This window comes from Actinomadura madurae (assembly GCF_900115095.1).
GTDB classification, from domain to species: Bacteria; Actinomycetota; Actinomycetes; order Streptosporangiales; family Streptosporangiaceae; genus Spirillospora; species Spirillospora madurae.
Map to the genome: position 1 here is coordinate 1 of NZ_FOVH01000010.1, position 14,634 is coordinate 14,634.

General features: G+C 73.7%; 10 protein-coding genes. 2 read left to right on the forward strand and 8 right to left on the reverse strand.

The features are described from left to right. Nucleotides 1–456, forward strand: a 456-nt coding sequence (locus tag BM339_RS25935) for a branched-chain amino acid ABC transporter permease (RefSeq protein ID WP_143118289.1), incomplete at its 5' end; no start/stop codon positions are given. Nucleotides 457–512: 56 nt separating this feature from the next. Here the strand turns inward: BM339_RS25935 and BM339_RS25940 are convergent. The 4 genes from BM339_RS25940 to BM339_RS25955 all read right to left on the reverse strand — a co-directional run bounded on the left by BM339_RS25940 (nt 513) and on the right by BM339_RS25955 (nt 4,618). Then, nucleotides 513–1,397: an SMP-30/gluconolactonase/LRE family protein gene (locus BM339_RS25940; RefSeq protein WP_021598505.1), complete on the reverse strand. Its 885-nt coding sequence runs from the start codon at nt 1,395–1,397 to the stop codon at nt 513–515. A 39-nt stretch (nt 1,398–1,436) separates the two neighbouring features. Then, entirely contained in the window at nt 1,437–2,174 is a 738-nt protein-coding gene (locus tag BM339_RS25945) for an SDR family NAD(P)-dependent oxidoreductase (protein WP_075022508.1), read from the reverse strand. 51 nt (nt 2,175–2,225) lie between these two features. Then, on the reverse strand, nt 2,226–3,860 hold the full coding sequence (locus tag BM339_RS25950; RefSeq protein WP_021598503.1) for a long-chain fatty acid--CoA ligase: 1,635 nt from the start codon (nt 3,858–3,860) through the stop codon (nt 2,226–2,228). Between the two features lie 98 nt (nt 3,861–3,958). Continuing rightward, complete coding sequence (locus BM339_RS25955; RefSeq protein ID WP_021598502.1) at nt 3,959–4,618, reverse strand: TetR/AcrR family transcriptional regulator; 660 nt, start codon at nt 4,616–4,618, stop codon at nt 3,959–3,961. Between the two features lie 154 nt (nt 4,619–4,772). On the opposite strand from BM339_RS25955, the gene BM339_RS25960 reads away from it, so the two are divergent. Beyond that, nucleotides 4,773–6,644, forward strand: coding sequence for a helix-turn-helix domain-containing protein (locus BM339_RS25960; protein ID WP_021598501.1), 1,872 nt, complete (start codon nt 4,773–4,775; stop codon nt 6,642–6,644). A 47-nt stretch (nt 6,645–6,691) separates the two neighbouring features. Here the strand turns inward: BM339_RS25960 and BM339_RS25965 are convergent, their stop codons facing one another. The 4 genes from BM339_RS25965 to BM339_RS25980 form a co-directional block, all read right to left on the reverse strand. Next, nucleotides 6,692–7,249, reverse strand: coding sequence for a hypothetical protein (locus BM339_RS25965; protein ID WP_021598500.1), 558 nt, complete (start codon nt 7,247–7,249; stop codon nt 6,692–6,694). 77 nt (nt 7,250–7,326) lie between these two features. Further along, complete coding sequence (locus BM339_RS25970; RefSeq protein WP_075022509.1) at nt 7,327–9,984, reverse strand: NACHT domain-containing protein; 2,658 nt, start codon at nt 9,982–9,984, stop codon at nt 7,327–7,329. Next, nucleotides 9,981–10,637 carry a hypothetical protein gene (locus BM339_RS25975; protein ID WP_021598884.1) on the reverse strand — a complete coding sequence of 219 codons (657 nt, stop codon included), beginning with the start codon at nt 10,635–10,637 and terminating at the stop codon, nt 9,981–9,983. Before BM339_RS25975 ends, BM339_RS25970 begins: the two co-directional genes overlap by 4 nt. Nucleotides 10,638–10,639: 2 nt before the next feature. Further along, nucleotides 10,640–14,356: an nSTAND1 domain-containing NTPase gene (locus BM339_RS25980; protein ID WP_337959929.1), complete on the reverse strand. Its 3,717-nt coding sequence runs from the start codon at nt 14,354–14,356 to the stop codon at nt 10,640–10,642. Between the last annotated feature and the right edge of the window lie 278 nt (nt 14,357–14,634).

The window sequence follows — 14,634 nt, forward strand, 5'->3', positions numbered from 1 at the left end:
TTCGGGCGCGTTCTGGTGTCCATCCGCGACAACCCCGCCCGCGCCCGCGCCCTGGGCTATCCGGTGGACCGGTACCGGCTGCTGGCCTTCGTGCTGTCGGCCGGGCTGTCGGGCCTGGCCGGGGGCGTGTTCGCGGTCGGGCACGGCTTCGCCTCCCTGGAAGGGGTGTACTGGACCACCTCCGGGCAGGCGGTGATGATGGTCATCCTGGGCGGCATCGGCACCCTGTGGGGCGGCGCCATCGGCGCGGCCCTGGTCGTCCAACTCCAGGACTTTTTGGCCACCGCCGGATTCCAGGAAACCGGAATCGTCACCGGATCCATCTTCATCGTCATCGTCCTGCTGTTCCGCCGCGGCATCTGGGGCACCGCCCGCCACCTCCTGACCACCCGCCACCCACCCACACCCGACCAACCCGCACCCGAAACCAAAGAACCCGTCGACACCCCAGCCTGACCCGCGAACGCGCGGGTCAGGCCGGTCCTGATCGTGCGGTCCGGGCGCGCCGTGCGTCAGGCCGCGGGCACGGCCACCCGGATGGCGAGCAGCTCCGCCTCCCGGGCGGCCTTGCGGGCGTGCTCATGGAAGTCGGGCGCGGCGCACGCGAAGAGCGTGCGGCCGTCGGAGCCGCCGAGCGCGCAGGCGAAGACGTTGATGCCGAGGCTCAGCTCGTCGGTGATCTCGCCGCCGTCCGTCACGCGGATCAGCCGGGCGCCGAGCGCGTCCGCCACCCACAGCCCGCCGCCGGCGTCCAGGCAGGCGCCGTCCGGGGCGACCGAGACGCTGGCCAGCATCCGCTCGACGGACCGGTCGGTCGGCAGCGGCCCGAACCGGGCCCACGTGCGCCGGTTGACGAGCCGGCCGTCCCCGGTGACGTCGAACGCGCTGATGCGGTCGCCGAACGTCTCGTTCACGACCAGGACGCCGTCCGCCGTGATCGCGCTGCCGTTGGGGAACCAGAGGTCGTCCGCCACCTCGGTCACCTCGCCGCCCGGATCCACCCGGTGCAGGGCCGCCGGCTCCAGCGGCGCGCCGTTCATGAGGTCGAAGCCGAAGTTGCCGACGTACGCCCGGCCCTCGGCGTCGACGACCATGTCGTTGAGGTGGCCCGCCGCGTGCCCGCTCAGGTCCGCGTGGACGGCGAGCGAGCCGTCCGCCTCGCGCCGCAGGATCCTGCGGTCGCGCATGGAGACGATGAGCAGCCGGCCGTCCGGAAGCCAGCCCAGCCCGGACGGCTGCTCGGGGACGTCCGCCTCCACCTGGAGATCGGATCCGTCCTCGCGCACCGAGTACACCTGGTGCGTGTAGAAGTCGGAGAACCAGAGGCGCTCGTCACGCCAGCGCGGCGCCTCCAGGAAGGCGAAGTCGCTGAGCACAGTGCTCGCCTTGGTGGACATGTTGCCTCCTGCGGTTGTGGATGCCGGGACCTGGCCGCGTCACACTGAGATACCCCCGTCCACCGGCAGCACGACGCCGGTGATGTAGGAGGCCTCGGCCGAGGCGAGGAACGCCACGGCGCCGGCGATCTCCGAGGGGTCGGCGAAGCGTCCCATCGGGATCGACGCGGTGAGCCGCTCCAGCGTCTCGGCCGGGACGGAGTCGATCATGCGGGTCTGCGCGTTGGGCGAGATCGCGTTCACCGTGATGCCGAACCGCGCGAGCTCCTTGGCCGCCGTCTTGGTGAAGCCGATGATGCCGGCCTTGGCCATGGCGTAGTTGGACTGCCCGGGATTGCCCCGCAGCCCGGTGAAGGAGGTGACGTTGATGACGCGCCCGCCGCCCTGCCGCCGGAAGTGGGGGACCGCGGCGCGGGTGAACCGGAACGTTCCGCCGGCGTGGACCGCCATGACGGCCTCGTAGTCCTCGTCCGTGAGCTTCCACAGCACGCCGTCGCGCAGGATGCCCGCGTTGTTGACCAGCACGTCGATGCGGCCGGACTCCGCGACGACCCGCTCCACGACCTCGTTCACCCGCGCGGTGTCTGAGACGTCGGCGACCAGCCCCGTCGCGCCGGTCTCAGCCGCCGCGAGCTTGACCTCCTCGGCGTCGGAGTCGACGAGGTACACCGTCGCGCCCGCGTCCCGGAAGTGCTGCCCGACGGCCCGCCCGACGCCGCGGGCGGCGCCGGTCACGACGACGGTCCGGCCGGTGAAGTCGAAGGTCAGGTTCGACATCACGACGCCTCCTCCCGGACGGTCACGGCGGCGGGCAGGGGACGGGGCGGGCTACTGGTCGTCGGCATGCTGCTCCTGCTGGTGTGCGGCGAACTGCTCTCTGAGGGTCGTCTTGGAGAACTTGCCGGTCCCGGTCTTGGGGATCTCGGCGAGGATCCGGATCCGCTCGGGGATCCACCAGGAGGCCACCCGGCCGGTCAGGTGCTCCCGCAGGCCCGCCGCGTCGAGGTCGCGCCCGGGGGCGAGGACGACGCAGGCGAGGGGGCGCTCGCCCCACCGGGCGTCCGGCACGCCGATGACCGCCGCCTCCACCACGTCGGGGTGGGCCATGATCTCGTTCTCCAGGGCGCCGGAGGAGATCCACTCGCCGCCCGACTTCACCATGTCCTTGGTGCGGTCGACGATGCGGACGTAGCCGTACCGGTCGATGGTCGCGACGTCGCCGGTGCGCAGCCAGCCGTCCTCGGTGAACTGCGACTCGCCCGGATCGGCGCCGAAGTAGCGGGACGCGACCGTGGGCCCGGCCACCTGGAGCTCGCCGGGCGTCGTGCCGTCGTGGTCGACGCGGCCGCCGTCCTCGCCGACCAGCCGCAGCTCGGTGAGCGGGAGGGACGGGCCGGGAGCGGCGAGTATCGCCCGCCGGGCGCCCGCGTCGAGCCCGTCGTGCACGGTCGCGAGCCGGGCGGAGGCCACCACCGGGCTGGTCTCGGTCATGCCCCACGAGCTGCTGAGCGGGACGCCGGTCGCCTCGTGCCACTCCCGCGCGAGCGCGTCCGGTACCGGGCTGCCCCCGGACACGACCTTGCGCAGCGACGAGACGTCGACCTGCCCGATCAGCGGGAGGAGGGAGCGCCAGATCGCCGGCACCCCGGCCGTGAACGTCACGCGGTGCCCGGACATCTGGCGGGCGAGCGCCGCCGAGTTCATCGCGGGGCCCGGCAGCACGAGGTCGGCGCCGGCGAGCGCCGCGGCGTAGGGCAGGCCCCACGCGTTGACGTGGAACATCGGCACGATCGGCATCACGACGTCGCGCTCGCCGATCCCGAAGTTGTCGGTGCCGAGGATCAGCAGCGTGTGCAGGACGATCGAGCGGTGGCTGTAGAGCACGCCCTTGGGCCGCCCGGTCGTGCCCGAGGTGTAGCAGAGGCTCGCGGCGTCGTTCTCGTCGATCGCGATGGGCGGTGCCTCGCCGGGCGTCTCCGCGAGGAGCGCCTCGTAGTCGATGATCCGGGGGTCGTCCGGTACCTCCTCGGTGCCGCCGTCGTCCATCAGCACGACGTGCCGCACGGCCGGGGCCTTCTCCACCAGAGGCCACACCGTGGCGATGAGGGAGCGGTCGACGAACAGGACGCCGTCCTCGGCGTCGTTGAGGATGTAGGTCAGCTCGGCGGCGAACAGCCGGTGGTTCAGGGTGTGCAGCACCCGGCGACCGCTCGGCACCCCGAGGTAGAGCTCGACATGGCGCTGGGAGTTCCAGGCGAACGTGCCCACGCGGGCGCCGCGCGGCACGCCGAGGACGTCCAGGGCGGCGGTGAGCCGGCGCGCGCGGGCGACGACCTGCCCCCAGGTGGCGGTGGTCTCGCCGTCGGCGGTGGCGGTGACGACCCGCTTGTGCGCGAACATCCGCTCGGCGCGGCGCATGAGGACGGGGACGTCGAGAGACCGGTCCTGCATCAGACCGTGCATGGAACCTCCGGCACCGCGGCGGGAGCTGGTGCTTACTAAGCGCATAGTTAGCGTCGCGGCGGTCGCTTGTCAACAGGTGGGACGGGACGGGGAACGGCCTACTTCGCGACCAGCTTCAGCGCGAGTTCGGCGTAGAAATCACCGAGCTGCTCCGGCGAGTCGGGGCCGTCGAGCCGGTACCAGCGGACGAGGTCGATGCTCAGCGAGAGCATCGCGCGGGCGACCCGCTTGACGTCGACGTCCGCGAAGGACCCGTCGCCGACCCCGCGGGCGACCGCGTCGCGGAAGAACTCGTTGGTCCGGTGGCGCAGCTCCAGGATCTCCTCGTAGTGCTCGGCCGTCAGCCCGGTCAGCTCGATCTGGCAGACGCGCGCCGCCACGTGATGGCGGGCGTGCCAGATCGTGTACGCCGAGACGATGGCGCGCAGCCGGTCGGCCGCCCCTTCCAGGGCCAGGATGGCGGGATCCTGGACGTGCGACAGGACCCGTTCGTGGCTGACCCGGATGATCTCGAACAGGACCAGTTCCTTCGAGGGGAAGTGAACGTAGAGCGCCGCGGGGCTGAGCCCGACCCCCTCGGCGATGTCCCGCGTCGTCGTCGCGTGGAAGCCGTTGGCGGCGAAGCAGCGCACCGCCGAGGTCAACAGGTTCCGCTGCACCGTGCCGAGCTCGGCGCGCCACAGATCGGGGGAGTGGTCCTGCAGCCGGGGATCGTCCGCCAGGTCCTGTGCCGTGAACCTGGCCTGCCGTTTGGCCATCCGCGACCCTCGCCTCCTTCACGTGCCCGGCACGGTACCGATGCCGCTCGGCGGGCCCGGCGGACGCGGTCCGCGGCGGCCCCTGACGTCCGCATCCTAGCGGCTGACTATGCGCTTAGTTATAGTGGCGTGTACCGCGTTGACGGGAGAAGGTGTGAACAGGCCCAGTTTTCTCCGGCTTCTCGTCGACGGGGCGCCGCTGCCCCTCTACGACGAGGTCCTGAACCGCATGGTGGCGGAAGCCGCCTCTTCCGCCGAGGTAGCGGACCTCCAGGCGGAGCATACGCTCGCCCTCCACCTTCGCGACACGCTGGAGAAGCGGCATTCCCGCCAGGAACAGCAGCGGGCGCTGGTCGAGTGCGCGAAGGAGCTCGCGGAGGACCGCAGCGACCCCGACACGATCCTGACCCTGATCGTGAGCCAGGCGCAGCGGCTGCTCGGCTGCGACATGGCCTATCTGAGCCTGAACGACAACGAGGAACGCGTCACCTGCATGCGGGTGATGGTCGGCGCGACGTCCTCGGCCTGGAAGGACGTCCGGATCCCGTTCGGCGCCGGCGTCGGCGGCAGGGTCGCCGCCACCGGCACGCCGTTCTCGACGCCCGACTACTTCAGCGACGAGCGCCTGGCGCACGATCCGGACGTCGACGCCTCGGTCAGGGCGGAGCGGCAGGTGTCGATCGTCGGCGTGCCGCTGCGCACCGGCACCGTCATCGGGGTGCTCTTCGGGGCCAACCGCACGCCGGGGCCGTTCTCCCACGACGCCATCGCCCTGCTCGGCTCCTTCGCCGACCTCGCCGCGTCCGCGATCGACCGGGCGCGGGAGAGGTACGAGAAGGACCGGGCGCTGACCGCCCTGCGGCAGCGGACGGTCGACCAGGAGCGGGCGGTCGCGGCGCACGACCAGAGCATGGACATCGTGCTGCGCGGCGGCGGTGTCCAGGAGGTCGTGACCGCGGTGGGCGACCAGCTCGGCGGCGTGCTCGCCATCTTCGACGAGTTCCAGACGCCCGTCGCCTGGACGCCCGGGGCGCCGCCGGAGGCCCTCCAGGCGATGGCGGTCGCGGCGGGCGGCCGGCCGGGCGGCTCCTCCGGCGTCACGCGGGACGGGACGTACTGGGCCACCGGCCTCGTCGCCGGCGGCGAGAACCTCGGCACCCTGGTCTGGGCCCCGCCGGCGGCCCCCGCCGGGGTCGGCGACCTGGACCGGCGCCTGCTCGGGCGGGCGGCCGTCGTCGCCTCGCTGCTCCAGCTGTTCGGCCGCAACCTGGCCGCCGCCGAGGCCCGGGTGCGCGGCGAGCTGCTGGACGACCTGCTCACGCCCAACCCGCGCACGTACTCCTCCCTGGCCGAGCGCGCCCTGCGGATCGGCTACCAGCCGCAGAAGCGGCACGCCGTCGTCGTCGCGCACATCCGGGCGGAGAAACGGCACAGCCTCGCCTCGGTGGCGTCCGACCTCGCGGCCGCCCGCGACGGGCTGAGCACCGTGCGGGACGGTCTCGCGGTGCTGGTCATCCCCTCCGACGACCCGTCGCTCACCGGCCGCCAGATCTCGCGGTCGATGACCACGCGGCTGAGGTCGCCGGTCACCGTCGGCGCCGCGGGGCCGGTCGACGACCCGGCGGACCTGCCCGCCGCCTACGCCGAGGCGCTGGCCTGCGCCCAGGCGCTGCTCCGGCTCGAACGCACCGGCTCCGCCGCCACGGCCGACGACCTCGGCTACGCCGGTCTGCTCCTCGGCGACGGCGCGTCCGCGGCCCGGTTCGTGATGCGGACGCTGGGCCCGGTCATCCAGCACGACGAGCAGCGCTCGACCGTCCTGATGGAGACGCTGGACACCTACTTCGCCACCGGGCAGAGCCTCGTCGCGAGCGCCAAGCGGCTGCACATCCACCCGAACACCGTCACGCAGCGCCTCGACCGGGTCAAGCGCCTCCTCGGCAAGGACTGGAACAGCCCGGACCACACGCTCGAAGTGCAGCTGGCGCTCCGCCTCCACCGCCTCAGCCGCGACCTCGACGACTGACCGCGGGCGGGGGCGGCCGGTCGGTGACCGAGGCGCTTCCCCCCCGGTCAGCGGCGTGCGCCTTCGGTGCAACGATGATCTCCCCGCCCTCCGGCCGCCGGAGGGGCGGCCCAGGGGGATCGCCCGCGCGAGCTGCGGCGGCGGGCCCGGAACGCCGCGACCTTCCTCCTCAGCACGTCGTCCGTCCTCGCCGGCCCCGCGGCGAGGAACTCCTCGCCCGCCTCGGCGCGGTCGGGCTCCAGGCGCGGGGTGGTGCCGCGGTCGGCGATCCGCGCCGAGGTGATCGTGAGTTCGTAGTGGGCCCACACCATGGCGGCGTTGACCAGCCGCCGGGGGGTGGCGCGCACGAGATAGACGTCGGACAGCGCGGTGACGATCAGCAGGACGGGCGCGCCGCCGTCCAAGTTGACCGCCGTGGGGTCCGTCGGCCAGACCGCCACGCGCAGGTGCCGGTCGTCGACGGCGCGCAACTCGCCCCAGTCGGGCACGCAGACCTGGGGCGGCCCGTCCGCGCCGCAGGTGATCATGACGACGGGTCGCTGGTGGGAGGGGGAGCTGGTGATCGCAGTGACGGCGGCTGGGAGTACCCCGTGGCGTTCGATCATACGTTCGATATTACCGCAGAGGGGGGACATCGCGGCATCGGCGCGACGGTGACAGTTCTGGCGACGGCCGGCGATGCTCAGGGCACCGAAAGGTCGTGCGCGCCGCCGCGGGGCCGGTCGCCATCGGTGGTCGCCGCGGCGGTGAGGTAGTCCTGGAGTTCGCGGTGCCGGAACTGGTAGGTGGCACCGCTGACGCGCAGCAGCCTCGCCTCGCAGGCCCAGTCGAGGAAGGTCCACAGCCGCAGCGGGAGCAGGCCGCGGGCGGCCGCGACGATCAGGCCGATCATGGTGCGGGACCAGGCGATCGCGCCGAAGGCGAGGCCGAACGCCACGCCGCCGATGAGCGCGCAGGCCAGGGACGTGAGGACGTCCTGGTTCATGACGAACACCAGGAAGGCCGCGACGCCGCCGGTGAGGCCGAACGCGACCCCGATCATCGGGTTGCGGTGCAGGGCCTCGCGGGGGTGGGCCAGCTCGGCGTCCTTGCTCCAGCCGCCCGTGGCGATCTTGAAGGTGATGCCGAGCGCGACGGCCAGGGCGAACGCGCCCGCGACCCCCGCGGCAAGGGGGAGCGGGTCGGCGTGGGCGAGGCGGACCGGCGGCAGCCCGGTGAGGGCGCCGCACAGGCCGAAGCCCAGCAGGGTGAGCGGCTGGGCGCGGACCGCCTCCGGCACGGTCATGCGCTCGGCTCCCCGCCGCCCGATCGCGGTCAGCCCGATGACCGCCCCGAACACCGTGCCGCCGGTCGCGCCCGCGGCGGCGGCGAAGGCGGGACCGAAGACGTCGCCGCCGGTCAGCGCGAACCCGGTCAGTCCGCCCAGCACGCCGGCCGGGGCACCGGCGAGGGCGCCGAGCAGGCCGCCGGTCACGCGCCGCCGGTAGGGCACGCTGGTGCGCCCGCCGGCGGCGGTCGGCCACGGCGACAGGGCCAGGCCGGTCGCGGTCGCCACCCAGCCCGCCATGAGCGCCAGGGTGAGCCCCGCCTCCGGGACGGGGACGCCGAGCGGGTCGCCGGGACGGTCGAGGGCCGAGCCCGTCCAGAACGCCAGCATCGCGACGACCGCGAGGGCCGCGCAGCACAGGCCGTGCAGGGCCCGGATCCGGCGCCGGCCGCCGATCGGCCACAGCAGGTGCGGGACGATGTCGATCGCCGTCAGGCCGGACGGCGGCCGGTCCGTCTGGGCGGCCTGCCACTGGAGGTGGGCGGCCAGGCGCACGAGCCACGAACGCACCTGTTCGGGACGGTAGGGGACCCCGTGGGTGGTGCGGGGCGTCAGCCGGGTCGCCGCGGGGATGTAGGCGTCCAGGAGCCTGCGGGTGATCCGCGATGCCTCGGTGTAGGGGTCGCCGGCCGGGTCGGCGCCGAGCAGCTCGGCCGGGTCGGCGCCGGACTCCACGGCGGTCGCGGTCAGCAGCAGCCGCCACGGGGTGGCCAGGGCGGTGTGGACCGCCTTGCCCGCCGGGCCCGACAGGGCCGCGAGGATGCCGTCCCGGCCCGTCCGGTGCGGGTGGCCGTCCGGCCAGCGGGCGCGCAGGTAGGTGTCGATCTGCTCGATCGTCAGGTCGTGCAGGTGGATCCGGACCGCGCCGTCGAGCCCGGCCCGCGCCTCCGACAGCTCGGCGTGGCGGTCGGCCCGGCAGGTCACCACGGCCGCGCCGGGCCGCCGTCCGGAGAAGTCGCTGTACCGGTTGAGCTCGGTGAGCAGCCCGATCGCGCGGCGGGGCGGGCCGGTGGCGGGTTCGGGGTCCAGCTCGTCCAGCCCGTCCACGACCGGCAGCACCCGGCGGTCCCGCACCAGCCGCTCGGCGTCCCCGGACGAGAGCCCGAAGTCCTGCACCAGCTGCTCGCTCAGCCATGACTCGAACGGGGTGCCCGGGGTCCACCGGGCGGCGTTCAGGCGTACCGGCACCATCGCGCGGCCGTCCGCAGGCCCGCCGGACGTCATGAAGGACTCCAGGAGCTGCAGGACGAGCTCGATGGCGAGGACCGTCTTGCCCGCCCCCGACTCGCCCACGACGAGCAGGCGTTTCGAGGGCAGGCCGGTGAAGACGCGGCCGATCGAGGAGAGGTCGTCCGCCACCTCGGCCGCGGCTTCCCGGGGGAGCGGTCCCGTGTCCGGTCCGAAGGAGACCGGCGCGATGCTGTAGCCGCCGAGCAGGCCTTTGCGCGCTCTGTCCTCCTCGCGGACCACCCGGCGCGCCAGCAGTTCCAGGGCTTGGTCCGGCTCGGCACGGACGATGGTCCGCTCCGCCTGGACCGTCGCGCCGACCGTCACGGGCGACTCCGGCGCGGCCTCCCGCACGGCCGCCTCTTCCCGCACGGCCGCCTCTTCCCGCACGGCCGCCTCTTCCCGCGCCGCCGGTTCCTCCGGCACCGGGCCGGGGGAGGACCCGGCGAGCACGTCTCTGGCCGCCCGCCAGCGCTGGAGCTCCCCGGGGATCAGCTCGGCCGGATGGTCGCCGTTGCGGAGGCAGGCGGTGACGAACGCCTTCACGAAGTCCCAGCGGGGCAGCTTGCCGGTCTGCCGCAGGACGTGCGAGGTCGTGCTCTTGGGCAGCGCGTCGATCGTGGTCCCGTCGGAGGACACGATCTGGCCGCCGAGGGCGCGGAGCCTGCTCAGCGACGGCTCGCCCGCCCACCGCCGCAGCAGGACGAGCGACCGGACGAAGTCCGCCGTCGTGCCGTCCTCCCGCGGACCCGGAGGAGCCGGTGGACCGGACCGGTCCGTGGTCATCGGCCCGCCCTCCTCACCAGCGACCACTCGAACTCCGCCCAGCCGCGCCCTCGCCACCGGCCGCCCTCCCGGACGGTGCCCTCCAGCGTCTGCACATGGCGTGATTCCATCAGGAAGTTGCGCGCCTCGTCGACGGCGACCAGCTCGCGGCCGACCGCGATGGGGACGAACCCGTGCTTGGGGATGTAGACCCATCGGCCGCGATCCCAGTCGTAGGGATCGAACCAATGGTGGCGGACCGTTCCCGACACCCGTGTCTCCGCTCCCGTCCGGGTCAGCGTGAACGAGCCCTCCGAGCGCAGCAGGCTCATCCGGCTGACATAGAACAGCTCCGTCCCGATGAACGCGTTGATCCGGGCGTCCCAGTGGTCGTGCACCCAGGTCGAGGAGCCGTCGCGCATCTTCCTCGCCTCCCGTTCGAGCTGCCGCTCGAACCGGCGGTGGTTCTTGCGCTCGGCCCGCTGGATCGCCTTGAAGGAGCGCAGCCAGCGCAGCGACATTGTTCTGGAGGCGCCGGCGCCGTCCATGAAGTGCTCCAGGAAGTCGCCCGCGATCGGGTGGACCTGCCTGCCCTCGTCGATGATCGAGCGGAACAGCGCGACCAGTTCCGGGGCGGGCCTGTCGGTCCGCCGCCGGAAACCGCGAAGGAACATTCCTAGCGACATATCTGCTGGTAAGGCTCGTCCGGGATGTACTGCTTCCATTCGGCGCGGGTGAGGGACCGGCCCGCGCCCGCGCAGACCGTCCCGGCGGGGTCGGCGGGCACGGCGACGTCCCACAGCCGCACCTTCTTGTCGTTGCCCACGCTGGCGAGGGCGCGCCCGTCCGGGCTGTAGGCGAGAGCCGTGACCGATCCGGTATGGCCCGTCAGCGGCGGCCCGATCTGGCGGCGTGTCCGCAGGTCCCACAGCCGCACGCTCTCGTCCACCGAGCCGGTGGCGAGGACGGTGCCGTCCGGGCTGAAGGCGGTCGTGTAGACGGCGTCGGTGTGGCCGGTGAGGGCGGCTCCGCTCTCGCGGCGGCGCGCCACGTCCCACAGCCGCACGGTGCCGTCGCCCGGCGAGGTGGCGAGGGTCCCGCCGTCCGGGGAGAACGTCAGGTCGCCGGTGAGGGCTCCGCCGACCGCGTTCGGCAGCGCGCGCCCGACCTGGCGGCGGGCGGCCACATCGAAGAACCGGACGGCGCGGTCATTGCCCGCGGTGGCCAGGAGAGTGCCGTCGGGGCTGAACGACATCGTCTCGACCGAGTCGGCGCCGCCCGGGAAGGTGATGCGGGGCCCGACCTCGCGGCGGCGGGCGAGGTCCCAGAAACCGATGACATCGCCGGTGCGGAAGGCCATGAGCCGGCCGTCGGGGCTGAGCTCGACGGCCCAGCCCTCCTTGCCCGTGTCGACGGGCGGGCCGGCCTGGCGCTGGGTGGCGGTGTCCCACACCCTGATGACGCCGCCGGCGCTCACCGTGATGAGCGTCCTCCCGCCCGGCCCGAAGCCGATCTCGAACACCGTGTTCTGACCGGACGGCGGGCCGCCGGGTTCCAGGCCGTCGCCGATCTGGCGCTGGGTCGCCACGTCCCACAGCCGCGCCGCGCGGTCGGCCTCCGTCGTGCCGGGGGCGCCGGCGCCGGGACCCGGGGCGGCGAGGGTCCTGCCGTCCGGGCTGAAGGCGACGGCGGACAGGCTGGTCATCGTCGTGCCGAGCTGCCGGTGGACCCGGGCGTCCCACAGCCACACGGTGGCCTCGTCGCCGATGGCGACGAGGGTCCTCCCGTCCGGTCCGTACTCCACCGCGCGGACGGGAAGCCGCTGATCGTTCAGTGCCGGGCCCACCTGCCGGTGGGCGACGGTGTCCCACAGCCGGAGGTAGCCGTCCTCTCCGGCGGTGGCGAGCCTCGTGCCGTCCGGGCTGAAGGCCACGCTGGAGAAGGGGCGGCCCTCAGCCGGGCCGCGCAGCGCGCCGCCGATCTGCTTGCGGGTGGAGATGTTCCACAGCCGGGCGGTCTTGTCCTTGCTCACGGTCGCCAGGGTCGTCCCGTCCGGGCTGATGGACAGGTCGTCGATGCCGTCGGAGTGCCCGGTGAACGCCTTTCCGGCCTGGCGCCGCGTCGCGGTGTCCCAGAGCCGCGCGGTGCCGTCGGCCCCGGCGGTGACCAGGTGCCTCCCGTCCGGGGTGAAGGCCACCGCGCGGATGGCGTGGCCGCCGGACTTCGTGTCGGGGGTGCCGAGGGTGGGGCCGATCTGCTCGCGGGCGGCGATGTCCCACAGCCGGGTGGTGCCCTCGTAGGTCGACGTGGCGAGAGTCCTTCCGTCCGGGCTGAAGGCCATGGTCTGCGCGAAACCCAGCAGCTCGTCGGGATCCTGGGTGTTCAGCGGGCCGCCCGACGGCTTCCGCGTGGCCACGTCCCAGAACCGGACGGTCATCTCGCAGACCACGGCCAGGGTCTTCCCGTCGGGGCTGAAGGCCACGTCGAAGCCCGCGCCGCAGCCGCCCTCCGGATGGGTGACCGGGCCGCCGAGCCGCCGGCGGGTCGCGGTGTCCCACAATTGCACGGCGCCGGTGTCGCCCCTCCCGACCGCCATGACCGAGCCGCGCGGGGCGAGCGCCAGCTCCTCGTCGGGGACGCTCCCGCCGTACCCGGGCAGGACGGCCCGCGCCGGACGCGCCGCCGCGTCCAGCATCCGGTACCGGGCCTCCGGGGTCGGCGCGATCCGCCACGCCGCCACCGCGAGCAGGGCGGAGATCACCGGGTCGTCGGCGATCTCGCTCTGCGCCGCCAGCTGCCGCGACACCGCCAGGCCGCGCTGCCGGTCGGCGTTGCCCGCGGCGTCCACCGCGGCGACGGCGGCGAGCACGGCGGCCGCCGCCAGGACCGCCAGCCCCGCCATGACCATGCCGCGGCGGCGGCTCGCCCGCCTGGCGGCCGCCGCCGACGCCGCGACGAACCCCGTCACGGTGGAGCCGGGCGGCGGGAAGCTGTCGGGGTCGCGCTCCCAGCGAAGCCGCGCGTCCTCGACCGACAGCAGCCGGGCGCCCCGGTACAGGAACGCGGGGTCACGGTGGTTCTCGTCCCACCGCTCGGCGTCCTCGACCAGCCGGTCGTACACCGCCTGCGCGGTCAGGTCGGGTTCGAGCCACTGCCGCAGCGTCGGCCAGCCGGTGAGCAGCGCGTCGTGCGCGATCTCGACGCCGTCCTCGTGCAGGGTGAGCAACCGCCGGCCGGCGAACGCCGACAGCAGCGCCTCGACCCGCTCGCGCCGCTCCGCCGAGTCCGCCCCCGCGGCGGCATGGATCTCGGCCGGGGTGGCGGCGCGCCGCGCCGCCCGTCCGCCCGCCGTGATCACCGTTAACCGGCGGAACACCCTGAGCGCGGTCTTGCGGTCCTCCGGCGGCAGGTGCGCGAGGACCTGGTCGGCCGTGCGCTGCACCGAGTCGCGGACCCGGCCCGAGTCCTCATAGCCGCGGACGGTCAGCCGGCCGTTCTCGCGCCTCTCCCACGTGTTGAGCAGCGCCTGCGACAGCAGCGGCAGGGCCCCGGGCTCGTAACGGCCCTCGGCCGTGCGGCCCTCGCCCAGCTCGCTCAGGATCAGCTCCACCAGGCCGGGCTCGAGCTCCAGCCCGGCCGCCGCCGCGGGACCGGTGACGGCCAGCCGCAGATCCGACTCCGTCATCGGCTCGACGATGACCTGGCCGTCCTGGATGGCCTCGGCGAACTGCGGATAGGCCGCGCAGCGGTCCCAGTAGTCCGCGCGCACACCGACCACCACCCCGGCGCGGCGCGGCCCCTCGGCCATGGCGTGCAGCGCGCGCAAGAACACCTGCCGCTCCCGCTCGTCGGAGACCAGGGTGAACAGATCCTCGAACTGGTCGACCACCAGCACGAAACGGCCGTCCGGGGCGGCCGACTCGGAGGGCCCGGAAGGGAGGTCCCACGGGTCGTCGCGCAAGCGCTCGCCCACCGCCTCGACCGGCCCGCCGAAGGCCCGCGTCCAGGCCTCCGCCAGCGCCCGCAGCGGCGTCGCGGTCGGTGTCATCAGCAGGCGCGGCCACAGCGCCGACCCGGCGAGCGGCAACGCGCCCTCCGCCAGCGCGGGCAGCAGGCCCGCCCGCAGCAGCGACGACTTGCCGACCCCCGATGCACCCGACACCAGCAGGATCGTCCCGCGCTCCTTCAGCCGCGGCCCCAACCGGTCGACGAGATTGCGGGTCGCCTGCACGCGCCCGAAGAACACGTCGGTCCGGTCGGCCTCGAACGGCGCCAGACCTTGATATGGGCAGACATCTCTTTCATCGGGCCGCCGGGCTTCACCGTTCCTCAGCGGTACCTGGGCCACGGCACTTCCGTGATCATCATCGTCCACCTCGGCCATGCGTCTCATTCTCGCACCGCGCGCCGCCGCGTGATCAGGGTCGTCCGATTCCGTCCAGCCGCCGTCCACGGCCGGACCGGACGGGAGGGAGCGCGCGAAACCCTAGGTCATCAGGCTGCTCGGTTCACCGCGGCCGTATTGAGGCTGTCCGAATCCGCGCAATTCCGTTCGACGCCTGATCCATACCCGCGGGGCCGCGTTCGATGGACGCGGGAGACGGGACGAAGACCGGTGAAAGAAGGGGGAGTAACCCGTCCTGATCATCGGGCACGTTATCGGGACGATGA